The sequence below is a fragment of the Klebsiella sp. ME-303 genome, assembly GCF_007910085.1.
GTDB lineage: Bacteria > Pseudomonadota > Gammaproteobacteria > Enterobacterales > Enterobacteriaceae > Klebsiella > Klebsiella michiganensis.
In genome coordinates this window covers 189,564-215,417 of record NZ_VOJB01000062.1, presented here as the reverse complement: position 1 = coordinate 215,417, position 25,854 = coordinate 189,564, and the positions used below count along the sequence as shown (strand labels likewise).

Below are 25,854 nucleotides of genomic sequence, written 5' to 3'. Positions count from 1 at the left end.
ATTTTCTAAAAAAGGTCGCGAAAGCGGCCTTTTTTGTTATTTGGTGCGCTTTGTTCAGCGTCGGGATAATATTTTTAAAACGTTATCATGCTCTCGCCCTGGATTTTTAGCCGCACTACGGCGGCGAATTTATAAGTCCCCGGGAGCACCGGTTGCCAGGTGAACGGGGGGAATGCACGCAGCCAGGACATGCGCCTTAAAAGATGAAAGGTATAAGCCAGGAATTGTCCTGGTTATATTGTTACTCACTATTCCTCCACATTTTCCCGGTACAAAGGAAATATATCAGGAGGTGTATTATGAAAAAGATTCTTTCACTGGCGATTATTCTATCTTGTGCTTTGACTTCCGTCTCCTGGGCGGATGGCCCTGGCGGCAACAACCACGGTCAGCAGCAGGTCTGGCAGCAAGACGCCGGCCGCGGCGGCCCGGACGGCAACCGTCAGCAGGGGCCGGGCAAGGGGCCGCAGGCCAACAACCATCAGGGTAACGACGATAACCGTGGCCCATCGCGCGGTGACAAGGGGCCGCAGGGTAACTCTCATCAGGAGCGCCATGAGCGGGACCACTTCGCGTGGAACGGCCATGATTTTCGCAAAGGTCAGCCGGCTCCGGAACGTTATCGCGGCAATGATTACCGGATAAACGACTGGAACGATCGCGGATTACCGGCACCGCCGCACGGGCAGCACTGGTCCTATATTGACGGTAACTATGTGCTGATTGCCGCCGCGACCGGGATTATTACGTCGATCCTGATTAACGGCGCGCTGAGTCACTAACCTTTTCTGCTTTAACCTCGCAACCGCCTCCCCCGGAGGCGGTGCTGTGCACCTGTCCGCGCTACCGATTTGCCCGCGTCTGAGGGACGGTAGTCCGGCCAGCCTGGCGCTATCGGGCACTGCCCACCCGCCCCTGTTCTCACATCAAATCCGCTTAAAAACCGCAAAGTTGAAAATATCATCCTTGCGCCTCTTCTTTGATGTTTTATCTGCTTATTTAGGCTTTATAAATGAGTATTGTGCTTCATGGTTAATAAAAGGCAGAGAATGTAAGACGTTTCATGGTTCAGGTGATAGTAAAACTCATCCGCTTCGCCGTTAAATCGCTATGAATAAATCAGATGAAAACCCCGCGCGGAATAAGAAATCCTGCTTGCAATAAACCCTTAGCACGTTAAGTTATTAAAGCTTAGCACCTGATTCTATATCCCGGAGACCGGCATGACCGACTGTGTAATTCCTGAAATTAAAGCCACCGAAGATGAAATGATTGCGATCCGTCATTATTTACACGCCCATCCGGAATTAAGCCTGGAAGAGTTTAATACCAGCGAGCTGGTGGCCGGAAAACTGGCCGAGTGGGGCTATACGGTGACCCGCGGGCTGGCGAAAACCGGGGTGGTAGGAACGTTAAGCAAGGGCGATTCGCCGCGCACTATCGGCCTGCGCGCCGACATGGACGCGCTGCCGATTTTCGAAGCGACCGATCTCCCCTGGGCCAGCACCGTGGCCGGAAAAATGCACGCCTGCGGCCACGACGGCCACACCACCATTCTGCTGGCGGCGGCGAAATATATCGCCTCGCCGGCCTGCCAGTTCAACGGCACGGTACACCTGATTTTCCAGCCCGCGGAAGAAGCGATCGGCGGCGCGGATTTAATGATCAAAGACGGCCTGTTTGAGCGCTTTCCCTGCGAGCGCATCTTCGGCCTGCACAATATGCCGGGCCTGCCGGTGGGGAAAATCGGCTTTTACGCCGGGAATTTTATGGCCTCGGCGGATACGGTAAAAATCACCATTACCGGCTACGGCGGCCACGGCGCGCACCCCGAGCGCACCGTCGATCCCATTGTTACCGGCGCGGCGCTGGTGATGAATCTGCAAAGCATCGTTGCGCGTAACGTACCGCCGGGCGAAACCGCGGTGGTGAGCGTCGGCACCTTCCAGGCGGGTATCGCCTCCAACGTCATCCCTGAGAACGTGGTGATGGAGCTGAGCGTGCGGGCGATGAAGCCGGAAATTCGCGACCTGCTGATTAAGCGGATCAAGGAGCTCACTGATTTTACCGCCAAAAGCTACGGCGCCAGCAGCGAGGTAGCGGTTTTTGACTCCTATCCGGTACTGACCAACAGCGTCGAAGAGACCGAATTCGCCAAAGCGCTGGCGCTGGACGTCTTTGGCGAGGAGGGCGTGCTGGAATCCATTTCGCCGATGAACGCCAGCGAAGATTTCGCCTTTATGCTCCAGCAGCGCCCCGGCTGCTACTTCCTGCTGGGCAATGGCGAGAAAGGCGGGAAGGGCAGCTGTATGGTGCACAACCCCGGCTATGACTTTAATGATGACATTATTTCTACCGGCGCGACGCTGTTCGCCCGGTTAGTTGAAACACACTGCCGTTGATCTCTGGAGTCCGTAAATAATGAAAAAATCTCTTCTGCTGTGGGTCGCGCTGATGGCCTCAACTTCAGCCCTGGCCGCAGAAAATAAGGAAATTCGCTTTGGCGTCGATCCGACTTTCGCGCCGTTTGAATGGAAAGATCCGCAGGGTAAGCTGGCGGGTTTTGATATTGACCTCGGCAACGCGATTTGCGCCCAGCTGCAGGCGAAGTGCGTGTGGGTGGAAAGCAACTTCGACGGCATTATTCCGGCGCTGAAGGCGCGTAAGTTCGACGCGATCCTCTCCGGCATGTATATGACCGAGAAGCGTAAAGAGCAGATCGGCTTTAGCGACAAGCTGTACAACGGCCCGGTGTTCCTCGTGGCGCGTAAAAACACCCTGGCCGGGAATACCGTCGAGCAGCTGAAGGGCAAAACCATCGGCGTAGAGCAGGGCTCGGCGCAGGAGACTTACGTTAACCAGCACTGGCGCACGGCGGGGATCAATATCGTCGCCTATCAGGGGGCGGATCGCGTGGTTCAGGATCTGGAGTCCGGGCGTATTGACGGCGCGGTGCTTTCCGGGATGATGGCCGACTACAGCTTCCTGCAGCAGCCGCAGGGTAAAGATTTTGCCTTCGTTGGCGGCCACCTGAAGGACGACAAGCTGTTCGGCGCCGGCGCGGCGATTGGCCTGCGCAAAGAGGACGATGCCCTGCGCCAGGAGATTAACGGCGCGATTGCCACTATTCTCGCCGACGGCACCTATAAAAAGTTAGCCGGGAAATATTTTAGCTTTGACGTCTATTCCGGGACATAATGTTGTTATGCATTCAGCGGGCACGGATAGCCCGCTTCAAGCTTCCTTTTCTTACTATCCCGTAATTGTCCTTTTCTGGCCCTCACGGCGTTCCGAAGGATACTGAATATAAGCGATAAGGAGTGAACGGCATGATGACACGTCCCTTGGGCAAAACCGGATTTTCCATCGCCCCGCTGGTGTTTGGCGGTAACGTTTTTGGCTGGACCATTGATGAAAAAACCAGTTTTGCCATTCTTGATGCGTTTATAGACCACGGCTTCGATGCTATCGACACGGCGGATGTCTACTCCCGCTGGGCGGATGGCAACCAGGGCGGCGAGTCTGAAACCATTATCGGCCGCTGGCTACAGGCGCGGCCAGGCATGCGCGATAAGGTAAAGCTCTTCACCAAAGTGGGTTCCGATTTAGGCCTTCCCGGTCATAAAGGGTTGAAAAAAGCCTGGATCCAGCAGGCAGTGGACGACTCCCTGCGACGTCTGAATACCGATTATATTGACCTCTATTTCGCCCACTGGCCGGACCCGGAAACGCCGGTCGCCGAAACCCTCGACGCCTTCCACGCCCTACAGCAGGCGGGGAAAATCCGCGCCATGGGCGCCTCGAACCTCGATGCGCAGCAGCTTTCAGGCGCGCTGGAGGTGTCGCGTAAAAGCGGCCTGCCGGCCTGGCAGGTGCTGCAGCCGGAATACAATCTTTATCATCGCTCGGCTTTTGAGGGCGCGCTCTGCGACCTGTGCATCAGCCGCGATATCGGCGTGGTGACCTACTACAGCCTGGCGTCCGGCTTCCTGACCGGCAAATACCGCCAGCAGTCCGACCTGGCGCAAAGCCAGCGCGGGGGCGGTATCGGCAAATATCTCAATCCTCGCGGGCTGCGTATTGTCGATACCCTGGTTGAAGTGGCGGAGCAAAGCGGCGCTAAACCTGCCGAGGTCGCTCTGGCCTGGCTGATGAGCCGCGACGGCGTGACGGCGCCCATCGCCAGCGCCACCAGCCTCGCTCAGGTGGAGAGCTTTGCTCGCGCCGCCGCGCTGAGCCTGAGCGCCGGGCAGCTGGCGCGTCTGGATACCGCCAGCGCGTAGTGATTGAGGCCGGAGCCTGTCGGGTTCCGGCCTTTTGTCTCTCCGCGTTTTGCTGCGCGCGCTTCCTCACCTTCAGCCCAAACCTCTGCGGCGAATCCCTTTCAGCGAAAAATGAAACGTTTTTCCAGACGGCAAAAGCCAGGCTTGATTACGATAAGATAATGAGTATAGTTCTCATTCTTCTTCTTGTTTGCGGTTTTATCAGGAGATAACCTGCGTACGTCGCGGGCTCACAGGGAAACGGCGAAGGCACTGGATGGGGCTCACAGGCGCAAGACCGGAAACGCGAATTTCGGCGGCGGAGCCACTATCGGATCGTTGATTTTGTTCAGGACTGATCTTATGAAACGCACTCTCCCGGCGCTGGCCGTCTCTGCCAACTTAAGCGGCCGCGCCGCACCGGCTTTCCCGCTGCGGAAAACGCTGCTGGCGTTAACTGTTGGCGCTATCTCCCATTCGGCAACGGCGGCGGAAAACGTCGCCGAACGCCAGAAAAGCGAAGAAACGATGGTCGTTCAGGCCGCATCCGCCAGCGATTTTAAAGCCGGCGGCGACCTGGTGGTGCCCGCCTATCTTGACGGCCAGATCGCCAACGGCGGCCGTCTCGGGATGCTCGGCGAACAAAACGCGATGGACGTTCCGTTTAGTATCATCGGCTTTACCTCGAAGCTTATCGAGGATCAGCAGGCGAAAACCATCGCCGACGTAGTGAGTAACGATGCCGGGGTTCAGCCGGTGCAGGGCTACGGTAACTACGCCGAGACCTACCGCATTCGCGGCCTTAAATTTGACGGCGACGATATGACCCTGAGCGGGCTGGCGGGCGTGGTGCCGCGTCAGGTGGTGGATACCGCCATGCTTGAGCGGGTCGAAATTTTTAAAGGCGCCAACGCTCTGCTTAACGGTGCGGCCAGCTCCGGCGTCGGCGGGATGATCAACCTGGAGCCTAAGCGCGCGGAAGATACCCCGACCGCCCGCGTGGGCGTCGACTATACCTCGGATTCTCAGGTCGGCGGCACGCTGGATTTGGGCCGCCGCTTTGGCGACGACAACCAGTTCGGCGCGCGGGTGAATCTGGTGCACCGCGAAGGCGAGGCGGCGGTGGAGAGTGATAAGCGCAGAACCACGCTGGCCTCCATAGGGCTCGATTATCGCGGCGAACGGATGCGCAGCTCGTTTGACTTTGGCTATCAGAAAAAAACCTTCCACGGTAGCCCGATGGGCATCAACATTTCGGGCGTCGATTTTATTCCGCGCCTGCCGGATAACACCCACAACTACACGCAAAAATGGGCTTACAGCGATATCGAAAATGAGTTCGGTATGCTGAGAATGGAATACGACATTGTCGATAAATGGACCGCCTACGCCGCTCTGGGGGCGCAGCATGCCCATGAAATCGGTCTCTATAGCGCCTCGAAGCTGATTGACCGGGCGGGCAACGCCACGGCGGGGCGCCTGGACACCAACCGCTATATGGATACCGCCAGCGGCATGGCCGGGATACGCGGCGAATTCGCTACCGGTTTTGTGTCGCACAAGGTCAACGTCGGCTATTCGGCGAAAACCCAGAACGACAAAACCGCGTGGCGGATGTCGAAGGCGGCGGATAATCCGCTGGTGAATATCTACGATACCCGTCCGGTTGCGCCCCCGGCGAACGCATCATTCGGCGGCGACTATGGCGATCCGCTCACCAGCGGCCGCACCCGTTCCCAGGGCTGGCTGCTGAGCGACACCCTCGGCGTGCTGGACGATACGCTGCTGTTCACCGTCGGCGCCCGTCATCAAAAAGTGGTGGTGCGCAACTACGATAAAGTCACCGGCCTGCAAAGCGATGCGTATGACGACAGCCGCTGGATGCCGACCTATGGCGTGGTCTATAAGCCGTGGCAGGTTCTCTCTTTATACGCTAACCATACCGAAGCCCTGCAGCCGGGCAGCAATGCGCCAACCTCCGCCGCTAACTATGGGGAAAGCGTCGGCATTATTCACTCAAAACAAAACGAAGTCGGGATGAAGGCGGATTTTGGCCGCATTGGCGGCTCGCTGGCGCTGTTTGAAATTAAAATGCCTTCCGCCTTCCTGGATAGCCAGAAACGCTATGGCCTTAACGGCGAGCAGCGCAATCGCGGCGTGGAATTTAACGTATTCGGCGAACCGCTGTACGGCCTGCGCCTTAACGCCAGCGCGACCTGGCTGAAAGCCGAACTGTCGAAAACCAAGGATGGCGTCAATGATGGTAAAACGGCCATCGGCGTACCGGGCTTCTACGCGGTGCTTGGCGCAGAGTATGACATCAAACCTATCGACGGCCTGACCGCCACCGCACGCCTCAATCACTCGGGTTCGCAGTATGCCGACCAGGCGAACAGCAAGAAGATTGATAGCTTCACGACCCTGGATCTCGGCGTGCGCTATCGTCTGGCGCTTAACGAGAACCAGAATCAGATGACGGTACGCGCGGGCGTCGATAACGTGACGGATGAGAACTACTGGTCCGGCGCGGACGACAGCGGAACCTATCTGTTCCGCGGCGAACCGCGCACGTTCAAGGTTTCGGTCGGCTACGAATTTTAAGGCAAAACCGCAGGAGCGGGCAGGGCGGCTCGCCGGTTGTAATAAATCAATGAATGTATAAAGCCAAGGCATCTGCGGCTTGAAGTATGACGATTTTATACCCTAAATAATTCGAGTTGCAGGAAGGCGGCGACGCAGGGAATCCCCAGGAGCTTACTCCAGTAAGTGACTGGGGTGAGCGAGAAAAGCCAACGCACATGCAGCTTGAAGTATGACGGGTATAAGTGTTAAAAGGTGCCCCTTCATATATACACACAGGGGATCGACGTGAAAGACGCGTCAACGTCGTCGGATGCCGTAGAGGAAAGCGGCCCGACGCTTCATCGCGGTTTACAGAACCGACATATTCAACTTATCGCCCTTGGCGGCGCCATCGGTACCGGCCTGTTTCTCGGCATCGGGCCGGCGATTCAAATGGCGGGACCGGCCGTACTGCTCGGCTATGCCGTCGCCGGGATAGTTGCCTTTCTGATCATGCGCCAGCTGGGCGAAATGGTCGTCGAAGAACCGGTTTCAGGCTCCTTTGCCCACTTTGCTTATAAATACTGGGGCCCGTTCGCCGGTTTTCTTTCCGGCTGGAACTACTGGGTGATGTTCGTGCTGGTCGGGATGGCGGAGCTGACCGCCGCCGGGATCTATATGCAGTACTGGCTGCCGGATGTGCCGACGTGGATCTGGGCCGCCGCGTTCTTCATCATTATCAACGCCGTAAACCTGGTGAACGTGCGCCTGTACGGTGAAGCGGAGTTCTGGTTCGCGCTGATTAAGGTGCTGGCGATTATCGGCATGATCGGCTTTGGCCTGTGGATGCTGTTCGGCGGCCACGGCGGCAGCAAGGCGGGAATCGATAACCTGTGGAAACACGGCGGTTTCTTCGCCACCGGCTGGCACGGCCTGATCGTGTCGCTGGCGGTGATTATGTTCTCCTTCGGCGGACTGGAGCTTATCGGCATTACCGCCGCGGAAGCGCAGAACCCGGAAAAGAGCATCCCGAAAGCGGTTAACCAGGTGGTATATCGTATCCTGCTGTTTTATATCGGTTCGCTGGTGGTTCTGCTGGCGCTCTATCCGTGGGTGGAAATCAAATCCGACAGCAGCCCGTTCGTGATGATCTTTCATAATCTCGACAGCAACGTGGTGGCTTCCGCGCTGAACTTCGTGATTCTGGTAGCGTCGCTGTCGGTTTATAACAGCGGCGTTTACTCGAATAGCCGGATGCTGTTCGGTCTGTCGGTGCAGGGCAATGCGCCGAAGTTTCTCGCCCGCGTCAGCAAGCGCGGCGTGCCGGTCAACTCCCTGCTGCTATCGGGAGTCATTACTTCGCTGGTGGTGCTGCTTAACTACCTGCTGCCGCAAAAAGCCCTCGGTCTGCTGATGGCGCTGGTGGTAGCGACGCTGCTGCTGAACTGGATTATGATCTGCCTGGCGCACCTCAAGTTCCGCGCCGCCCAGCGGCGCAAGGGGCGCGAGTCGAAGTTTAAAGCGCTGCTGTCGCCCGCCGGAAACTATATCTGTATCGCCTTTCTGGGGCTGATCCTGGTGCTGATGTGCACCATTGACGGGATGCGCCTGTCGGCGATTCTGCTGCCGGTGTGGATCCTGTTCCTGTTTGTGGCCTTTAAAACCCTGCGCCGTCCGGCGTAGCGCGATCGCCCCGTCGTCCGGCGGGGCATTATCTCTTTTTATTGTGATCGTCTTCGCGCTTAGCGTATTTTACCCGCGATCTTCTTTTTGTAATCGATTACTTTTTATTTGAGTGTATTTGTAATCGATTACTTTTTGAGGGCGGTCGAAATGGTCACAACAACCGAAGGTCGTGAAAGTCCCCGCGTAGCCCACCGTTTTCTGGTGCCGCGGCTGTCGTTAATGATGTTTATGCAGTTCTTTATCTGGGGTAGCTGGTCGGTGACGCTGGGGCTGGTGATGACCCGCTATGAGATGTCGCTGCTGATCGGCGATGCTTTCTCCGCCGGGCCGATTGCGTCTATTCTCTCGCCGTTTGTGCTGGGAATGCTGGTCGATCGCTTTTTCGCTTCGCAGAAGGTGATGGCGGTGATGCATCTGGCCGGAGCGGTTATTTTGTGGTTTGTCCCGCAGGCGCTGGTGGCGCAAAACGGCGCGCTGCTGATTGGCCTGCTGTTCGGCTACACCCTGTGCTATATGCCGACGCTGGCGCTGACCAACAACATCGCTTTCCACAGCCTGGCGAACGTCGATAAAACCTTTCCGGTGGTACGCGTCTTCGGCACCATCGGCTGGATTATCGCCGGTATCTTTATCGGCGTCACCGGTATCTCCGATACCACCGGCATTTTTACCCTGGCGGCGCTCTGCTCGGCGGCGTTGGCCGTTTATAGCCTGACGCTACCGCACACGCCGGCGCCGGCGAAAGGGACGCCGGTCCAGTTTCGCGATCTGCTGTGCGCCGACGCTTTCGCGCTGCTGAAAACGCGCCACTTCCTGATTTTCTCCCTCTGCGCGACGCTGATTTCGATTCCGCTGGGGACCTACTACGCCTATACCGCCTCTTATCTGGCGGATGCCGGCATCGCGGACGTCAGCACCGCGATGTCGTTCGGTCAGATGTCAGAAATCTTCTTTATGCTGGTGATCCCGCTGCTGTTCCGCCGCCTCGGGGTGAAATACATGCTGCTGATCGGCATGGCGGCGTGGTTCGTGCGCTACGCCTTCTTTGCGCTGGGGGTCAGCGAAGAGGGGCGCTTCCTGCTCTATCTCGGCATCCTGCTGCACGGCGTGTGCTATGACTTTTTCTTTGTTGTCGGCTTTATCTATACCGACCGCGTGGCCGGTGAAAAAGTGAAGGGCCAGGCGCAAAGCATGATCGTGATGTTCACCTACGGTATCGGCATGCTGCTGGGGTCGCAGATCTCCGGCGCGCTGTACAACCATCTGGTGGCAGGCCAGAGCGTACCGCAGGCGTGGGTGACCTTCTGGTGGATCCCGGCGGTGGCCGCTGCGGTTATCGCGCTGATTTTCCTTTTCTCTTTCCAGTACAACGAGAAAGAGCAGCGTTAATTTTTCAGGAGGTGGTATGAAAACAATCAAAGGACCGGGCATTTTCCTGGCGCAGTTTATCGGCGCGCAGGCGCCGTTTAATACCCTGGAGGGCCTGGCGCAGTGGGCCGCCGGTTTGGGCTATCAGGCACTGCAGATCCCCTGTAACCATCCGGCGATTTTCGACGTTGAACGCGCCGCCGCGAGCCAGACCTACTGCGATGAGGTGAGCGGTATCCTGGCGGAACAGGGCCTGGCGATCTGCGAGCTGTCCACCCATCTTGAGGGGCAGCTGGTGGCCGTTCATCCGGCTTATGATACGGCCTTTGACGCGTTTGCGCCCGCCGCGCTGCGCGGTAACCCGCAGGCGCGCCAGCAGTGGGCGGTAGAAAAAGTACGCCAGGCGGCGGTGGCCTCGGCGCGTCTGGGGCTGAAGGCGCATGCCACCTTTTCCGGGGCGCTGGCGTGGCCTTATTTTTATCCGTGGCCGCCGCATAATCAGCCGCTTCTCGATGAGGCCTTCGATGAACTGGCCCGGCGCTGGCGACCGCTGCTGGATGTTTTTGACGAACAGGGCGTGGATGTCTGCTACGAAATCCATCCCGGCGAAGACCTGCATGACGGCGTGACCTTCGAGCGTTTCTTGCAGCGGGTCGATAACCATCCGCGCTGCAATATGCTCTATGACCCCAGCCACCTTCATCTTCAGCAGATGGACTACCTGGGTTACATCGATATCTATCATTCGCGAATCAAAGCGTTTCACGTCAAAGATGCCGAATTCCGCCGCGACGGGCGCAGCGGGGTCTACGGCGGCTATCAGAACTGGCAGCAGCGGGCGGGGCGTTTTCGTTCGCTGGGCGACGGGCAGATCGACTTCAAAACGATTTTCAGCAAGCTCACCGAGTATGATTTTGACGGCTGGGCGGTGCTGGAGTGGGAGTGCTGCCTGAAGGACGCGGAGGTCGGCGCGCGCGAAGGCAGCGAGTTTATCCGCCGCCATATCATCCCGGTCTCCGGGCGGGCGTTTGACGATTTCGCCGCAGGCAAGGAGGGGGAATAATGATTCAGGTCGGCATTATTGGCTCCGGATTTATCGGGCCGGCGCATCTGGAAGCGCTGCGCCGGGTGGGCGACATCGAGGTGGTGGCGCTGTGTGACGGTTCGCTGGAGATGGCGCAGCAGAAGGCGCGCCAGCTCAACGTGGCGCACGCCTACGGTAGCGTTGAGGCGCTGCTGGCGCATCCCGGGCTACAGGTGGTGCATAACTGTACGCCGAACCATCTGCATGCGCGGATTAACCGACAGATCCTCTCCGCCGGACTGCACGTCTTTTCGGAAAAGCCGCTCTGCATGACCGCGGAGGAGGCCCGTGAGCTGGTGGCGCTGGCGGAAAGCGCCGGGGTGATTCATGGCGTCAGCTTTGTTTATCGCCAGTTTGCCATGGTGCAGCAGGCGGCGGCGATGATGCGCAACGGCGATGTCGGGAGGCTGTTTGCGGTGCACGGCAGCTATTTGCAGGACTGGATGCTGCTGGAGACCGACTATAACTGGCGGGTGGATTCGGCGCTGGGCGGGGCCTCGCGGGCGATGGCCGACATTGGTTCCCACTGGTGCGATACGGTGCAGTTTATGACCGGCCGACGCATTGTGGAGGTGATGGCGGATCTCTCCATCGTCTGGCCGACGCGCCAGGCGCCCGTGGCCGGCGACGCGACGTTCAGCCAGCATCGCGATGATATCGCGTATGAAGCGCGGCCCGTCGATACCGAAGATTTGGGGTCGGTCCTGTTTCGCTTCGACGATGGCAGCAAGGGGAGCTTTATCGTTTCGCAGGTCAGCGCCGGGAGAAAAAACGGCCTGACGGTGGAGATCGGCGGCAGCCGCTGCTCGCTGGCCTGGGATCAGGAGCTGCCGCAGCGGCTGTGGATTGGCCATCGCCAGGGGCCAAACCAGCTGCTGAGCGACGATCCGAGCCTGATGCTCGGCGAGGCCGCCGCCAGCGCCCACTTCCCCGGCGGGCATAATGAAGGCTGGCCCGATGCGTTTAAAAATATGATGCTGAGCTTTTATCAGGCGGTGCGCGCCGGTGAGATGCCGCCGGCATCGTCACGGCGTTTCGCCTCGTTCTACGAGGGGGCGGACGTGATGTACATCATTGCGGCGATAGTGAAAAGCCATCAGCAGCAGCGCTGGGTGAAGGTGGAAAGATAAGCCGAAGGCGCGGTGCGCATTTCGCGCACCCGCTGGGTTATTTCACGCCAAAATAGCCGTCGAGATACGTTCCGGCCAGTTCATTACCGAACAGCACGGCGTCTTTATTTTCCATTTCGTTATCCCATTTATCGCTGACGTTGCCGGTAAATGCGTGCTGGGTTTTTGTGCCCTCAGCCACCTGCTGCCTGATTGCGTCGGCGGTACGGCGGGCGTCGCTTTCGCTCATCCCCGACTTTCTGTCCTGCTGGCCGCGGGCATAGATATCGGTAAAGTTCGGCAGATTTAAGCGGTAGTTTTCCTGACGGTTACTAACGAAGTTACCGCCGACGAAATCGCTGCGGTGTGAGACAAAATAGTAAGCGTGGCGTTCCGGGGAAGATTTTGAGGAGGTACAGCCGGAAAGGGCGGCAAGCGAACAGCCAAGCGCGATAAACGCTATTTTTAGTTTCATTGATATCATCATCCATAATTATTAGAAAAGGTACTCTGATAATTCAGGTACAGGACAAAACGGCTAATTATGTCTGTACGGTAGCACCTGAAGACCCATGAATCCAAGGGGCTTCAGGCAGCATTTTTTAGATCTGCGCCAGCCCGCCATCAACGTAGATTTCAGCGGCGTTAATAAAGCTCGCGTCGTCAGAGGCCAGGAAAGCCACCGTTTTAGCCACTTCTTCCGGCTCGCCAATGCGGCCCAGCGGGACGTCGGCGGCCAGCATATCGAAGAGCCCCTGACGTTGCTCTGGGGCGACAAGTCCCCCCAGACCGGGCGTACGGACGGGCCCCGGGCTGACCACATTCACGCGGATAGCGCGCGCCTTCAGGTCCAGCGCCCATGAGCGGGCCAGATTACGCACGGCGGCCTTACTGGCGCTGTACACGCTGAAGTTCGCGGTGCCTTTCACCGCCGCCGTCGAGCCGGTAAGGATGATGGAAGCCCCCTGGGTCAACAGCGGCAAGGCCTTCTGGACGGTGAACAGCACGCCGCGCACGTTGGTAGCGAAAATGCGATCGAAGTGCTCTTCCGTTATGGCGCCCAGCGGCATCATATCGCCGCCGCCCGCATTGGCAAAAAGCACATCCACTCGCCCTGATTCGCTGGCAATGGTCGAAAACACCCTATCGAGGTCGCTTAATACCGAGGCATCGGCGCGGATCCCGCTGGCGGCGGGACCGATTAACGCGACCGCCGCGTCAAGCTCTTCCTGACGGCGACCGGTGATATAGACCGTCGCTCCCTGCGAGGCCAGCTCCCGGGCTGATGCCAGGCCGATGCCCGAGGTGCCGCCGGTGACTAACGCGATTTTTGCCGAAAGTTTTTTACTCATGGTGCACTTCCTTAACTAAAGTATGAATATGCCAATTGAGTCATCCACTTACCGTGACTACCTGGCGACTGAGTACGGGGGTCACTCTACCGTCAGCCACGGATGCAAAAAACGGAGTAATGTGAAAAACACTCTTCATACCGGTGAATAATCAGCGGCTATTATCAGGAAAAATGAATAATGGATCGGTTTTCAGCCCTTAAAGTCTTTACGCGCGTTGTCGAAGCCAACAGTTTTACCCGGGCCGCAGACTCCCTGAATATGCCCAACGCCACTCTCAGTAAAGCGATTCAACAGCTTGAATCGCATCTTGGCGTGTGCCTGCTGCAGCGCACAACCCGACGCATTACCGTCACGCCGGAAGGGCGTGAATACTATGAAAAAGCGGTGCGAATTCTGAAAGATCTGGACGAGATTGATGCCTCATTTCGCGCTTCCCGCAATAAGCCAAAGGGCCACCTGCGCGTCGCGGTAGGCGGCTCCACCGCTCGCGACGTGCTGATCCCGCTGCTGGCTGATTTTATGACGACCTATCCGGATATCCGCATCGATCTGGCGGTCGCTGACAGCCCCTCGGACCTTATCAGCGGCAATATCGACTGCGCGATTAGAGGAGGGCCGCTGGACGACTCGACGCTGATCGCGCGCAAAATCGGCGAAGCAACGATTGTGACCTGCGCTACGCCGGGCTATTTCAGGCTCTACGGCATTCCCGCGTATCCCGATGAGCTGAAGAACGGACATCGGCTGGTCAGCTATTTATCTCCCGCCAGCGGAAGAGCCTTCCCGTTCCGCTTTCTGGATAACGGCATCAGTCAGGAGATCAAAACGGAACATCACCTTGGCGTAAATGAGAGCAACGCGCATATCGCGGCTGCGGAGGCTGGGCTGGGTATTGTGCAGACCTTCTCATATTCGTTGAGAAATGCGCTGGTGAACGGAACACTAGTGGAAATACTCAGCAAATGGCGCCCGGCCCCTTATCCCTTTCACGTGGTTTATGCGCAGAATCGCCACGTCACATCCCGGCTGCGCGTATTTATCGACTGGCTGGCGGAGGCATTTCCGGCAGCGGTAAAAGGGGGCTAAATGAGAGGAACCAACATATAATGGCAGCCTGTGAAAAATATTCATCGTGTGATTATAAATCAAGTAACAATAAATATTACGCCCGCTTACAGTATGGGGATATATTTTTCTATATAATATGACATGGTTAAATTCAGTGGGTGTTTTATTAAAATATTTAATGAAATGTGTTAATGTTATTTGCCCTAAGGTCTGGAATTATAGATTAGTCTTTTTTTTCTTTGTTTACAGTAAATATAATAGCAGCAATTTATTTTGTTTATAGTATGTTTGGTATTACGTATGTATCTTTTTTGAAAGTATTTTTTAGCCACTCAAGAGGTAAATATAATGCCGGCAGGTAACCGTGAGATTAAATGTATGGCGTGTGGTTTAAACTGCCCTATTGAAGCGGAAGATAAAATGGAGCGATCCCTTTGCGGAGAGAGGAAGTTTTCTGTATGGCCGGATAAAAACTATTTTTTTAAGCGAGCGGTCAATGATTTGGTTTTTCGTGAACTCACCTGTTTTCTGCCTGAAGGAATGGTGGTGGTGGACTTCTCCCTCGACAATATCTTGTATTTTCTGCATGAGGGCTGGGCTGAAAAACTGCAGGAGACCGGTCTGAAGATTATTTTACTCGCGGATAAAAGCATGCTGCCCATGGCTAATTTTTGGATGCTCCGCTCCGGATTATTATGGTCGGTGGTGGAGGTCAACGATAGCTTGAGCAGCTTAATCAAGAAAATAAAACGCATCATGCTGGGGCGGAATCTTCGCTGTCGGCGCACCCCGTCGCTGACTGAGCATGAAATGAAGACGCTGCGCCTGCTGGCAGACGGGCATTCCAGTCAGGATATCGCCCGCATCATGGCATGCGATACCCGCAGCGTCTACCGCTTTCAATACTCTTTATGCAAGAAGTTCGGCGGACTCAATCGCCTGCGCGAGCTGCGCTTCAGGCATACCATACCCGCTCTGGATTAGCAGCGCTTAACCCGGCGAATCTATAAAACAGCCGTTTCCTAACTGATGATAGCGGCCTAATGCGACAATATATTTCCTGTGGCTATTGTTCGCTTCGGGGCCTGTCCAGCTCTCCCCTGGTAGCATATAAAATTGCGTTGAACTTTCATCGTCACCATTGCAGCCTTTCTGCAGAATGACTCTAAAATAGGTGTTGCCGGTGTTTTTAATGGTGCCCGTGGCTTCGTTAATTTCATACTGGAATCGCGTCTTGCGGGGGCGCACGATGAGAATCGTGCTCATCGACACCGAAGGGACAACCGCCATTTTTTTCTGATCCATGCGCCAGGGGAAAACCGTGACGGGCGTTTCCTTAAAGATCACCCGATAATATCGCTCAACGTCATCTTTGGGCCCGCGATAATAGAGTTTAAAATATTCCTGACCTTTGGCCTGTACGGTGAACTGCAGCGGCGACCAGACCAGGTCTTTGCTCTGACCGGGCACCGGTATTTCATCACCGTTGCCCGGCCGGGAGATTTTGTAAGCCGAAATGGTATATAAGTTAGTGCTTTTTGTATCGTTGACTAGCGGCCGGGAGATAAAATCTTTACTGGCATCCATATCATAAATGATGGAATCAAAGTACACCGCGGAAGCGGGCTGGACACACAGCCCGCACAATCCGATGGCCAGGATTTTTTGCATCATACCCCCCGATCGACGCCGACCCATGTGGCGGTCACTTTTACATCCCCGGTGGCGCTGACGGTCCCCATCCAGTCATGTCCATCGGTGGTGAACTGTGAATGCGGGTCATCCATCGGAAACAGCAGTTTCAGCGTGGTGGTAAAAAAGAAACCATCGTTGACGTTAGCGTTCCAGGCCGTCTGTACCCAGGCGGCGTTGGTCATATCGACAGGGTTTTCACCGCAGCTGTTGCGGACTTTTACCGCTTTACCGGCAGCGGACGTCCATTCGAGGTAGGCCGGGATGGGGACTTTTAGCGTCTCGTCCGCTGAGGTAAACAGGCAGTACGGCAGACCATATATGTTGATGGAGTCGCCGATGACCTGGGCGGTAATACTGTCGGCCTGACGCGACGCGGAGGTGGTGACTTTATATTCAAAAGTGATGGGCTCTTCGCTACCGATCTTGCCGGATGCTTTGGGATGAGAACGCCCGTCGCTGGCAACAATGCTGATACCGTATTCCCGCGGGATGATGTTAATTAATGTGGAAGGCGTGAACTGATAATAACCCGATTGCGGGGTGACGGAGTTATCAAAATAGAAGGTAAACAGTTCATTCTTGTTGGTTAAATCCGTTCCTGCCTTGAGGGCTTTTTGGAAAAAGGCATTGGACAGGAATACGTAGACGTACTCGCCTGACGGCTTGAAAACCTTGTTATAGGTAATGGCAGTACCGAAATTAGTCCAGCTAGCCCCATCACCGCTGTACTTTACGTCAGACGAAGAAGGGGAAAATCCCAGCATCGCCGTGTCGATAACCATCCGGAAATCAAGTGAGGTGGTGAGGGTTTTGGTCTCCTGAAAGTTGTAAGACACCATTTTACAAATGATCCCGGAAGCGCTCCCGACTACGCCCATCTGGCACAATTCAGAGCCGAGGTTAACGCTTGGCGTACCGTCGCTGGCAATCCACACTTCCGCCATAGATCCGGTACTGTTTAAGGTCAGATGCGAGACCTTTTCGAGGTTCATCGTATAGTAAACCCACTTTCCTCCGCTGGGGAGATCTTTACAGCGAACGCCGGAAGCAAAGTCATAATCGGCTTTGGAGTCCATATAGCAGAGATTAAGCTGCAAACTATCGATGGTTCCCACCGGCTGATTGCGAAAATACTCATAGGCCGACTGGCTCAGCACTCCGGCGCCGTAGTAACCGTTTGCTACGCTGTTGCCGGACATCGCGTGATAGTAACCGTCTTTGTCGAGGACATCCGCAGGGATATAGCCGGAAGCCGGGCAGTTTGCGCCAGTAGACATGCAGCGGAGCCCGAGAAACGGTTGGTTAATGGGGGAGTTGTCGATCCAGAGATCAAAATAGCGGTTACTGTAACTCCAGCCCGAGTTGCCCAGATATCCCAGACTACGCTGGTTCGTTTTATATTTCGTCCAGATATTGGCCCCGGTGAAGCGCGGGGAGAGGGAGCTGGTGGTGATGAAATATTCATCATCGACATCATTGTCGATAAACATATAGGTGTTGCTGCCGCTCCCGTCGTTGGTAGCGGTGAGCGCCATAGCCGGCGCGGCCAGCAGCCAGCCGGCCAGCAGCATGATGGCCTGGGGTTTAATAGACATTCTTAACATCTCCAGTCACTGATGCCGTTTGTTGTTGGATCTCACAAGGGATCTCACCGACCCATACGGCGCCTTTCGCCTCTGTCAGATCCAGATCCACTTCGCAGATGCCGCCGAATTTATCGACCAGGGTGATTACCGGGAAGCGCTTATCGACGTCCATGGCGAACTCGCCGAGTTCGTCGGTGCGCGTTTTACCAATGTGGTTATGAATATCGGCGTTGGCGTAGTAACCGCCGCGACGGTCTTTCACCCGGCCAAATACGGTGACCAGCTGTTTGACTTCCGGGTTAAGCACGCTGACGTTGCCGGGATAGAGCACGACTTTGTTACGTCGGCCGGTCACGATATCGACGCTGTCTTCCGAATTTTTGTCGTTCATCAGCTCCACTTTATATTCCGCGTAAGGCGGAAGACTGATGAAGTTGCTTTTGCCGGTCAGCGGGTAGTTCTGGCCGTTGATCTGCGCCATCATCCTGCCCTTGCCGCTGAAATGGGTATTCACCACCAGGCCCGCGGTTTGGGTGCCTTTTCCGGCATAGATATTTTTTTCCGTCCAGGCCACGCTGCCCTGCGAGCTCAGGCTGTAGTTTGAACTGTGCTGCGATGAGCGGCTGACGGAGACGGTGCCAGCGTTATATTTGGTGTCATAGCTGACGTAACCATTGGCGGCGTAATCGTCGGTGCGATAGCGGCTATCGTCATTTTTGTTCTGTTTAATCTGTTTTGAAACCGATGCTCCCACCTGAGTAATGGCGCTGTTGTCAAAGCTCTTGCGCAGCGTGGCGTTCGCCAGCATGTTACCGTTCTGGCTGGACACGCCGGTGCTAAGCCAGGCGGAGAAGGGGATAGAAACGTCAATATTGACGTACTTATCGCGCAGATTTTCGTGGGTGTTGTACTGATAATTCTGAATACCGGCGCGCAGAGAAATCGTCGCGTAGCGATTGGCTAGCAGCGATTGATCGTAATCGACGTTGGTATAGGTGCTCCCGGTATATTTGTTATTGGTTCGGCTGACGCTCAGCGTACCGAGGAACGGCGCGATTTTGCGCAGGTTCGCGTTGGCGCCGACGGTCACATAGTCGTTTTGCTGCATCGGTAGCGCGTTACCGATGGAACTGTACTGGCGCGATCCCCACAGGTTGCCGTACCCGTCCGGTAAACTCATATTGAAGGTGGAGGTACTCTGCCAGCTGCCGTCGGTAGCGAGCAGCCCCTGCTGGTTAAAGCTGAACGCGTTGTTGAAAATAACGTTCGCTTCCGTTTCATTGACGCCGTTATTGTCAAAACCGTAGAGCGTGGTTTTCAGATTCACGCCGGAAAGCCAGGGTTGGCTGGTTGCAGCGGCGACCCCGGCTATCCACGTATTCCGTGTACCATAATTGATGTTGTAGTTGTGACGATAGTCCATCTTGTTGTATTCGAGGCTGCCCGCGAAGGTTTGCCACGAGAGATCGCCGGTGACGCTCGATTTCCGGGCGAACGTTTTATTGATGTTCGCCGTCCGGCTGCTGACCACGCGCCCGTTAACGACCACCTGTATATCAACGTTGTAGATGCCAAACGGCAGGCGCGACGTATCCAGTTCGTAGCTGCCCATGGAGAAGTTTTGAATGCTGAGCAGTTTACCGTCACGGTAAACGTGCACTTCACCGGCGGCTGGCAGGAACACCGTTACGGGCACCAGAGCAAGCGTATTGTCTTGCGTTTGGGAACTGCTTTTATTGCCATAGCTGATGCCGTAAATGCGGCTGGAGTTCAGGGCGCTCATGCTGGCGATCGATTGCAGATTCCAGGTATCCACCATTCCCATGGCGAAGCGGCGTCCCTGATAGTCACGTTCGTACATCGAGCGATACAGTTTACCCTGCTGGTTGCCGGTACCAATTCCGTAGAGGGAACCGTTAAAGTTCAGATGGTGCTCGCGCAGCGACCAGGTATTGTCCAGCGTCAGGTAGCTGCTGGCGTTATCGGTATTCTCATATTTGTTGTAATAGCTCCCCATCGAGTAATTCAGCACGCTCGAGAGATTCTGAGCAGTGGATTCCCCAAGCATGTTGGTACGCGGCAAAATAGCGGCCTGCATGGCTGCCCGGTTAACCGTCAGCTCAAGATAAAAGGAACGCGTATCGAGTGAAAGTGAGGCGTCTTTGTTGATATAAACGCGCTGACCGTCGCCGATGCTTTTGTCCTGCATCTCGTTGAGCAACGATTTTATCTGCGGTGATAATTCGGTTCGCTCAGGGAGATCGCTCAGCGCGATCTGGTTCAGGCGAAACTCATTATCCTTGATTGTGAGGACAGCATCGGCGATTTTTTGCTGGCTGCGTTGGGTACTATTATCGCCTTCATAACGAATAAAAACAGGGACCGTCATGCCCTGATATAACGCGTTAGCAAATACCGAAGGAATAACATAGTTACTGACTTTCACTGGCGCTGTAGCATTAGCTGCCCAACCCTGGTTTACCGTGATCAATAACCCAGCGAACAACGTCCCTTTGACATAACCAAGATTATCCATAATGTTACTCAGTTTACATTTATATATTGCTCACCGTGCCATATTCCAATTCGCGTTTGTTTGTTGGTGAGATCGGTATGCTTTATTTTTACGCTGACACCAGGCATGACATAATAGCGTTCACGGCAGCCTTGACCCTCATCCTTCGCTTTATCACGACAGGGCCCGTAGGAGATAACGCGGAATGAAGCGTTGCCGGTATTGGTGACCGTGTCATTATCGCGACGATAGTCAAATCTTTCTTCACGCGGCGCGACCACCAGAATGGTACCAATAATGGCAGAGGTCGTTGCCTCACCCTGTTTTTTCTTCTTGCTGGCTTCGAATTCGGTCACCGGCTCATCGGTCCAGGATATGCGGTAATAACGTTCCTGGTTGTCCTGAGGTCCTTTGTAAAAAAAACGAAAGTTCTCTTTGGCATTTCCGGGTAATATCAGACTGGCTGGCGTTGATAATAATTCCGATCTGCTCGCCATCGGGATAACCTTGCCGCCGGCCATAGGCGATGAGATACGCTCCACGCTGACGCTAACGTAACGCGCCGTATCGGTGGTATTAATGATTTCTTTTGCCAGAGTCGAGGCATCCGGCCCCATTATTGAGGTGACGTCTCCGACATTAATCGCATAGGAGGAGGGCGTCACGGTGAATAAGAAGAGAGAGAGTAATAATGGATTCAGTTTCATGGCGCATCCTTATAAGGAGGCCGAAGCCTCCTTGTCATACCGGACAGGTGTTGGCTACACCTGATTAGATAGTCCAGACCGCGTTGAACTGAACGCGAACGTCGCCGCTCCAGTAACCGTCGGTTAAATCTTTGAACTCAGCGGCGGTGCTGCCGTCAGAAGTCGCAGAGTCGACAGTGAAATCGAAGTTACCCTGAGTGCTGACGCGATCGGCGCCTGCGAAGGCGGTAGCGACAGCCAGCGCATCCAGACCCGCGGAGATGTTGTTGGCGGTATCAATCATCGTTACCGGCGTGGTTTTGTTCAGCGCGTTGCCGTTCCAGCTCACACCAACGGCCAGAGTAGAGGCATCAGTGGTACGGCTCAGGGTGTTGCTGACGATCTGAGAGGTCAGCGTGAAGTCGGTCGCGCCAGACTGGCCCTGGATGGTGATGTCAAAAGCGCCTTTCTGGGCGTTAAACGCTTTAATCCCTTCAGCGTACTGGAAGTTCAGGGATTTCAGCGGAGTGACGACCAGCGCGCTGGTGGTGTCTTTAGTTGCGCTTGCATCCCAGCTTGCCGTGGCGGAAGTGGTCACGTCAGCCATTGCGTTGGAAGAGATAAGAGCCGCAGCCACAACACCCGCTAATACGATTTTTTTCATTTTAAATTTCCTGAGAATAATTAAGTTAGTTCCATTTATGGAGTTATTGCTACAAATACTGATAATGACTTTATCCAGATAGAATAATGTTTAACTTCCCTCTGCCTCCCATCTTATTCTGCAAGCTGAGCTTGATTGCGTAGATTCTTTTTTCGGCCATCTGCAATTCGTTGGCTATTTGCTTAATCGACTTTTCTGCGAGTAAAAGATCGAGAACCAACACTTCCTGGTCGCTGAGTTTTTGGCGGTAACCTCGACCATCTCTTTGACCGAGAAACGAAAGCTGTATTTTCTTTCCAATCTCATGCCGGGTATCGCTGGCGTTGATAATCGAAATTATCTGCTGACAGCGGTGTTTCCAGTACAGCGCGAGCGGTTGTGCTAATCTGTCGGCAATCAACACTACCCGCAATCCTGTTTTGATCAGATATTCAAGCCATTTATTATTGGTGAATAATCTGATGTTGTAGCGAGAAAAATCAACAAAAATAAAGCCAGAATTAGAGAAGTTGTAGTGCTTGTTAATTAAAAAACAATGCACACCATTTTTTAAATAGATGTTTTTATCGGGCCATACGCAATAGCGGGTTTCAATGCAGTTAATCGATTTTATCGTTGGTCGGGGATAGATTTCGCATTGATACTGACAGCTTATGCAGTATACCTTCTCATATTTCTGTGGAGCCATATGTCGATTTATTTCCCTATATTGTCTTACCCTATCGTTCAGTGATGTGGCTATATTATGGCTAGTTAATAAATGTGACAACTTTAATTTCTGGATGGTTATATAGATGAAAAATGTGTAAATTCTTAATGCCAAAAACTGTCTGGATTTATACTAACCTACTCTAATGAATAAGAAAAATCTGAAGATGCAGAGTTTTATGTCGATTCCTCTTTAAGAATTATCCATGGTGACCAGGAATTTTCTCGCTGAATGGGAGAAGATTGGTTAAAAAAAAACAGCACAATAAGTCAAAAAAAACGCTATCCCATCACTTTTTGTTAGTTTTGTGTTTTTATTTTGTTTTATTTTATGAGGTTTATTATGTAAACACCTGCTTTTTGTAAGGGAAAGTTGCGATATTTTGGATTAATGGGGAAAGGATAGTCTGGTGAAATATGATCTGGCGTACAAAACAGGGCGTTTTTATGCACTAAAACGCGTCGGCGTTTGAAGGGGAGTGAATCAGAAGGATGCATTAAATCTTAAACAGAAGAAGAGGACAAAGGATTTTCGGAGAGACATGGCGCTTCAGCCTGAACTGGCTCTGCCTGCAAGCCGCCGTAGCGCACCCGGGACGATGGCAGCGTGGATTTTGACTTGCAGACAAATGAGCGAATACTTTCGATGCGCCCCGGACGCTTACGCCCCTTTCAGCAGAGGAAGCAGGTGGTTCTCGGTAAGGGGAGCAAGCTTAATATGCCGATCCTGGCCCGGCGTATACCAGATAACTTCTTCTATTTCTGCCGTCGGTGTAAAGCTCGCTCTGTTGGTGGCTATCTGAAAGATATCCGCAGAGACCGTATGGCCCGGCTCGTTTGCCGCCGTATCGGTGAAGTGGCCTAACGGGACCAGTTCTTCAGGTGAGACGATGAAGTTGAGCTCCTCTTCGAGCTCGCGGATCAGCGCTGCTTCCGGGGCTTCCCCGATTTCAGGCTTTCCACCGGGCTGCATAAAGTACTCAGTCCCTCGTTTGCGCACTAAAAGACAGCGTCCTTGGCCGTCGGCGATCACTGCCGCCGCGATATGAATATTTTTTATTGTGTTCAAGAGATACCCCAGTTATATGCCGATGATGTTCAACGGCCAGCGTACGTTTCATCTCTCGCGAAACAACGCCGGCGCTATCATGATAGCGACCTTAGCGTGCTAATCAATCCCGTCGATTATCGCAAAACCTGCTGACGGCGCAGGCGGGGCTCATTTATGATAGCCTGCGAAATATAACGTCTATGCGGGAAGTGCAGCCTCTATGTCAATTCAGAAAATCGCTCGCCTGGCGGGCGTCTCGGTGGCGACGGTATCGCGGGTATTGAATAACAGCGATACCGTTAAAGCGAAGAATCGCGAACGTGTGCTGCAGGCGATCAAAGAGAGTAACTACCAGCCGAATCTGCTGGCCCGCCAGCTGCGAACGGCCCGCAGCAATATGATTCTGGTGATGGTCTCTAATATCGCCAACCCCTTTTGCGCCGAAGTGGTCAAGGGCATTGAAGAAGAGGCGGAAAAGAACGGCTACCGGATCCTGCTGTGTAATTCAGGTTCGGATTTAGCCCGTTCAACCTCTGGGCTGCAGCTGCTCTCCGGCAAAATGGTCGACGGCATCATCACCATGAACGCGCTCTCCAGCCTGCCGGAACTCACCACCATGATCGGCGACGCGCCCTGGGTTCAGTGCGCGGAATATGCCGATAACGGCAGCATCTCCTGCGTCGGCATCAACGACGTCGACGCGGCGCAGGGCGCCGTTTCCCGGCTGGTTGACGGCGGGCGTAAACGCATTGCTTTAATCAACCACGATCTCAGCTATCGCTACTCGCGCCTGCGCGAGCGCGGCTATAAAAGCGTTTTGCACGTTCGCGAACTGGCGTATCAACAGGTGATCTACGCCAGCGATCTGAGCGCCGCGGCCGGTAAACAGGCGATGGAGACGCTGCTGGCGCAGGAAGAGCAGCCGGACGCGGTGTTTGCCGTCTCTGATTCGCTGGCGGCGGGCGCGCTGCGGGCTATCGCTCAGGCCGGAATGCGGGTGCCGGAAGATATTGCGGTGGTCGGTTTTGATGGCACCGAACTGGCTGAAGTGGTATCGCCGCAGCTGACCACCGTGGAACAGCCTTCGCGCGAGATTGGCCGTACGGCGGTCACGCTGCTGATGAAAAGAATCGACAATCCCGACGCCGCGGTCGAGCGGGTGATGATGGACTGGCGCGTCATTTCCCGCGCCAGTGCCTGAGGATATTACTGAGACACCGCGCCCGCCAGCGAACGAATGTCGTTACCGGTAGGGGACTGATGGATCCGCAGGCCGAATTCGTCAACCACGGCATAGACGTGATCGAATATATCCGCCTGAATGCTTTCATATTCCGCCCACACCACGGTGTTGGTGAAGCAGTAAATCTCAATCGGCAGGCCGCTGGCGTCCGGCGCCAGCTGGCGCACCATCAGCGTCATATCTTTACGGATGCGCGGATGATTACGCAAATACTCCTGCAAATAGGCGCGGAAGGTGCCGATATTGGTCATCCTGCGCTGATTCAATATCGATTGATCGGCGGCGTTCTGCTGGTTCCACAGGCTGATTTCCTGATGACGTGAATCCATATACGGCTTCAGCAGTCTGGCCTGAATTAAGCGCTGCTGCTCCTGTTCATCAAGAAAATGAATGCTGGTGGTATCGATATTCAGGCTGCGCTTAATGCGGCGACCACCGGATGCCGACATACCGCTCCAGTTTTTAAACGAGTCGGAAACCAGCGACCAGGTTGGAATGGTGGTGATGGTGTTATCCCAGTTGCGCACCTTCACCGTGGTCAGGCCGATGTCAATCACCGCGCCGTCGGCGCCATATTTTGGCATCTCCAGCCAGTCGCCGAGCTTGAGCATATCGTTGGCGGAGAGCTGAATTCCCGCCACCAGGCCAAGAATAGGATCTTTGAATACCAGCATCAGTACCGCGGCCATCGCGCCGAGTCCGCTAATCAGAATCGCCGGCGACTGGCCAATCAGTAAGGAGATAACCAGAATGCCGACAATAATCGCGCAGACCAGCTTAATACCCTGAAATATCCCTTTAAGCGGCAGCTGAGAAGCGGTGGCGAATTTCTGCGATAAATTGAACACCACATCCAGCAGCGAAAAGAAGGACAGCATCGCGTAGATCATCACCCACAGCTGCGCGCAGGTGGTGAGTATTTCCGCGGCCTCGCTGCCTTTTTGCAGCCACAACACCGCCTGCACGTTGACGATAATCCCCTGCAGGGTGAAGGCCAGACGATGAAACAGTTTGTTCTGGGTAATAATTTGCAGCCACAGGTGGCTGCTGGCCTGCGCCCGCTTTTCGAAGGTGCGCAGCACCACTTTGTGCAGAATAAGATGAACGACAATCGCCGTCAGAAAAATAATGCCGAAGATAATAATGAGTGAGGTGGTGGGGGTAATTTTGATGCCTAATGCGGCGATTTGCGATATGAATTCCTGCATAACG

21 protein-coding genes and 1 pseudogene are annotated in these 25,854 nt (G+C 54.7%); 12 read left to right on the top strand and 10 right to left on the bottom strand.

Annotation, left to right across the window (positions count from 1 at the left end):
- Nucleotides 1-299: 299 nt before the first annotated feature.
- The 9 genes from FQK12_RS08330 (at nt 300) to FQK12_RS08290 (ending at nt 12,092) form a co-directional block, all read left to right on the top strand.
- A complete protein-coding gene (locus FQK12_RS08330) occupies nt 300-782 on the top strand; it encodes an RcnB family protein (protein WP_014228264.1) in 483 nt (160 codons plus the stop codon).
- A gap of 441 nt (nt 783-1,223) precedes the next feature.
- Nucleotides 1,224-2,402: a M20 aminoacylase family protein gene (locus FQK12_RS08325; RefSeq protein ID WP_014228265.1), complete on the top strand. Its 1,179-nt coding sequence runs from the start codon at nt 1,224-1,226 to the stop codon at nt 2,400-2,402.
- Nucleotides 2,403-2,421: 19 nt separating this feature from the next.
- Nucleotides 2,422-3,198 (top strand): ABC transporter substrate-binding protein, encoded by a 777-nt coding sequence (locus FQK12_RS08320; protein WP_004848539.1) that lies wholly within the window; start codon nt 2,422-2,424, stop codon nt 3,196-3,198.
- 131 nt (nt 3,199-3,329) lie between these two features.
- Nucleotides 3,330-4,283 carry an aldo/keto reductase gene (locus tag FQK12_RS08315; RefSeq protein ID WP_014228266.1) on the top strand — a complete coding sequence of 318 codons (954 nt, stop codon included), beginning with the start codon at nt 3,330-3,332 and terminating at the stop codon, nt 4,281-4,283.
- A 342-nt stretch (nt 4,284-4,625) separates the two neighbouring features.
- Nucleotides 4,626-6,863, top strand: a complete 2,238-nt coding sequence (locus FQK12_RS08310) for a TonB-dependent receptor (RefSeq protein WP_014228267.1) — start codon at nt 4,626-4,628, stop codon at nt 6,861-6,863.
- 267 nt (nt 6,864-7,130) lie between these two features.
- Nucleotides 7,131-8,507, top strand: coding sequence for a phenylalanine transporter (gene pheP, locus FQK12_RS08305; RefSeq protein ID WP_014228268.1), 1,377 nt, complete (start codon nt 7,131-7,133; stop codon nt 8,505-8,507).
- Nucleotides 8,508-8,657: 150 nt separating this feature from the next.
- Nucleotides 8,658-9,899 (top strand): MFS transporter, encoded by a 1,242-nt coding sequence (locus tag FQK12_RS08300; RefSeq protein WP_014228269.1) that lies wholly within the window; start codon nt 8,658-8,660, stop codon nt 9,897-9,899.
- A gap of 16 nt (nt 9,900-9,915) precedes the next feature.
- Entirely contained in the window at nt 9,916-10,941 is a 1,026-nt protein-coding gene (locus tag FQK12_RS08295) for a sugar phosphate isomerase/epimerase family protein (RefSeq protein WP_014228270.1), read from the top strand.
- The gene (locus tag FQK12_RS08290) at nt 10,941-12,092 is read left to right on the top strand and encodes a Gfo/Idh/MocA family protein (RefSeq protein ID WP_014228271.1); all 1,152 of its coding nucleotides are present in this window, start codon (nt 10,941-10,943) and stop codon (nt 12,090-12,092) included. The genes FQK12_RS08295 and FQK12_RS08290 overlap by 1 nt, the downstream gene beginning before the upstream one ends.
- 37 nt (nt 12,093-12,129) lie before the next feature.
- Here FQK12_RS08290 and FQK12_RS08285 read toward each other — a convergent pair whose 3' ends face one another.
- A complete protein-coding gene (locus FQK12_RS08285) occupies nt 12,130-12,546 on the bottom strand; it encodes an Exc2 family lipoprotein (RefSeq protein WP_014228272.1) in 417 nt (138 codons plus the stop codon).
- 127 nt (nt 12,547-12,673) lie between these two features.
- On the bottom strand, nt 12,674-13,423 hold the full coding sequence (locus FQK12_RS08280) for an SDR family NAD(P)-dependent oxidoreductase (protein ID WP_014228273.1): 750 nt from the start codon (nt 13,421-13,423) through the stop codon (nt 12,674-12,676).
- A gap of 180 nt (nt 13,424-13,603) precedes the next feature.
- Between FQK12_RS08280 and FQK12_RS08275 the strand changes: the two genes are divergently transcribed.
- A complete protein-coding gene (locus tag FQK12_RS08275) occupies nt 13,604-14,512 on the top strand; it encodes a LysR family transcriptional regulator (protein ID WP_014228274.1) in 909 nt (302 codons plus the stop codon).
- 266 nt (nt 14,513-14,778) lie between these two features.
- A pseudogene (locus FQK12_RS08270) lies at nt 14,779-15,478 on the top strand (helix-turn-helix transcriptional regulator).
- Nucleotides 15,479-15,484: 6 nt separating this feature from the next.
- Here FQK12_RS08270 and FQK12_RS08265 read toward each other — a convergent pair.
- From FQK12_RS08265 to FQK12_RS08235, 7 genes are all read right to left on the bottom strand, one after another.
- Entirely contained in the window at nt 15,485-16,168 is a 684-nt protein-coding gene (locus tag FQK12_RS08265; RefSeq protein WP_032694585.1) for a fimbria/pilus periplasmic chaperone, read from the bottom strand.
- Complete coding sequence (locus FQK12_RS08260) at nt 16,165-17,784, bottom strand: hypothetical protein (protein ID WP_014228277.1); 1,620 nt, start codon at nt 17,782-17,784, stop codon at nt 16,165-16,167. The genes FQK12_RS08265 and FQK12_RS08260 overlap by 4 nt, the downstream gene beginning before the upstream one ends.
- Nucleotides 17,774-20,311, bottom strand: coding sequence for a TcfC E-set like domain-containing protein (locus FQK12_RS08255; RefSeq protein ID WP_032694584.1), 2,538 nt, complete (start codon nt 20,309-20,311; stop codon nt 17,774-17,776). Before FQK12_RS08255 ends, FQK12_RS08260 begins: the two co-directional genes overlap by 11 nt.
- Before the next feature lie 8 nt (nt 20,312-20,319).
- Nucleotides 20,320-20,997 carry a hypothetical protein gene (locus FQK12_RS08250; RefSeq protein WP_014228279.1) on the bottom strand — a complete coding sequence of 226 codons (678 nt, stop codon included), beginning with the start codon at nt 20,995-20,997 and terminating at the stop codon, nt 20,320-20,322.
- Nucleotides 20,998-21,061: 64 nt separating this feature from the next.
- Nucleotides 21,062-21,640 (bottom strand): common pilus major fimbrillin subunit EcpA, encoded by a 579-nt coding sequence (locus FQK12_RS08245; protein WP_014228280.1) that lies wholly within the window; start codon nt 21,638-21,640, stop codon nt 21,062-21,064.
- Nucleotides 21,641-21,710: 70 nt separating this feature from the next.
- Complete coding sequence (locus FQK12_RS08240) at nt 21,711-22,328, bottom strand: LuxR C-terminal-related transcriptional regulator (RefSeq protein WP_014228281.1); 618 nt, start codon at nt 22,326-22,328, stop codon at nt 21,711-21,713.
- Between the two features lie 681 nt (nt 22,329-23,009).
- Nucleotides 23,010-23,408 carry an NUDIX hydrolase gene (locus FQK12_RS08235; RefSeq protein ID WP_041165303.1) on the bottom strand — a complete coding sequence of 133 codons (399 nt, stop codon included), beginning with the start codon at nt 23,406-23,408 and terminating at the stop codon, nt 23,010-23,012.
- Between the two features lie 211 nt (nt 23,409-23,619).
- On the opposite strand from FQK12_RS08235, the gene FQK12_RS08230 reads away from it, so the two are divergent.
- On the top strand, nt 23,620-24,600 hold the full coding sequence (locus FQK12_RS08230) for a LacI family DNA-binding transcriptional regulator (protein WP_014228283.1): 981 nt from the start codon (nt 23,620-23,622) through the stop codon (nt 24,598-24,600).
- Nucleotides 24,601-24,605: 5 nt separating this feature from the next.
- Here FQK12_RS08230 and FQK12_RS08225 read toward each other — a convergent pair whose 3' ends face one another.
- Complete coding sequence (locus FQK12_RS08225; protein ID WP_009654157.1) at nt 24,606-25,850, bottom strand: mechanosensitive ion channel family protein; 1,245 nt, start codon at nt 25,848-25,850, stop codon at nt 24,606-24,608.
- Between the last annotated feature and the right edge of the window lie 4 nt (nt 25,851-25,854).

What these genes read in the sequence shown, in the direction of transcription:
- FQK12_RS08230 (WP_014228283.1), top strand. Translation starts at nt 23,620, where the DNA reads ATGTCAATTCAGAAAATCGCTCGCCTGGCGGGCGTCTCGGTGGCGACG.
- FQK12_RS08330 (WP_014228264.1), top strand. Translation starts at nt 300, where the DNA reads ATGAAAAAGATTCTTTCACTGGCGATTATTCTATCTTGTGCTTTGACT.
- FQK12_RS08245 (WP_014228280.1), bottom strand. Translation starts at nt 21,640, where the DNA reads ATGAAAAAAATCGTATTAGCGGGTGTTGTGGCTGCGGCTCTTATCTCT.
- FQK12_RS08225 (WP_009654157.1), bottom strand. Translation starts at nt 25,850, where the DNA reads ATGCAGGAATTCATATCGCAAATCGCCGCATTAGGCATCAAAATTACC.
- FQK12_RS08255 (WP_032694584.1), bottom strand. Translation starts at nt 20,311, where the DNA reads ATGGATAATCTTGGTTATGTCAAAGGGACGTTGTTCGCTGGGTTATTG.
- FQK12_RS08240 (WP_014228281.1), bottom strand. Translation starts at nt 22,328, where the DNA reads ATGGCTCCACAGAAATATGAGAAGGTATACTGCATAAGCTGTCAGTAT.
- FQK12_RS08300 (WP_014228269.1), top strand. Translation starts at nt 8,658, where the DNA reads ATGGTCACAACAACCGAAGGTCGTGAAAGTCCCCGCGTAGCCCACCGT.
- FQK12_RS08310 (WP_014228267.1), top strand. Translation starts at nt 4,626, where the DNA reads ATGAAACGCACTCTCCCGGCGCTGGCCGTCTCTGCCAACTTAAGCGGC.
- FQK12_RS08315 (WP_014228266.1), top strand. Translation starts at nt 3,330, where the DNA reads ATGATGACACGTCCCTTGGGCAAAACCGGATTTTCCATCGCCCCGCTG.
- FQK12_RS08320 (WP_004848539.1), top strand. Translation starts at nt 2,422, where the DNA reads ATGAAAAAATCTCTTCTGCTGTGGGTCGCGCTGATGGCCTCAACTTCA.
- FQK12_RS08260 (WP_014228277.1), bottom strand. Translation starts at nt 17,784, where the DNA reads ATGTCTATTAAACCCCAGGCCATCATGCTGCTGGCCGGCTGGCTGCTG.
- FQK12_RS08285 (WP_014228272.1), bottom strand. Translation starts at nt 12,546, where the DNA reads ATGAAACTAAAAATAGCGTTTATCGCGCTTGGCTGTTCGCTTGCCGCC.
- FQK12_RS08250 (WP_014228279.1), bottom strand. Translation starts at nt 20,997, where the DNA reads ATGAAACTGAATCCATTATTACTCTCTCTCTTCTTATTCACCGTGACG.
- FQK12_RS08290 (WP_014228271.1), top strand. Translation starts at nt 10,941, where the DNA reads ATGATTCAGGTCGGCATTATTGGCTCCGGATTTATCGGGCCGGCGCAT.
- FQK12_RS08265 (WP_032694585.1), bottom strand. Translation starts at nt 16,168, where the DNA reads ATGATGCAAAAAATCCTGGCCATCGGATTGTGCGGGCTGTGTGTCCAG.
- FQK12_RS08295 (WP_014228270.1), top strand. Translation starts at nt 9,916, where the DNA reads ATGAAAACAATCAAAGGACCGGGCATTTTCCTGGCGCAGTTTATCGGC.
- FQK12_RS08325 (WP_014228265.1), top strand. Translation starts at nt 1,224, where the DNA reads ATGACCGACTGTGTAATTCCTGAAATTAAAGCCACCGAAGATGAAATG.
- FQK12_RS08280 (WP_014228273.1), bottom strand. Translation starts at nt 13,423, where the DNA reads ATGAGTAAAAAACTTTCGGCAAAAATCGCGTTAGTCACCGGCGGCACC.
- FQK12_RS08275 (WP_014228274.1), top strand. Translation starts at nt 13,604, where the DNA reads ATGGATCGGTTTTCAGCCCTTAAAGTCTTTACGCGCGTTGTCGAAGCC.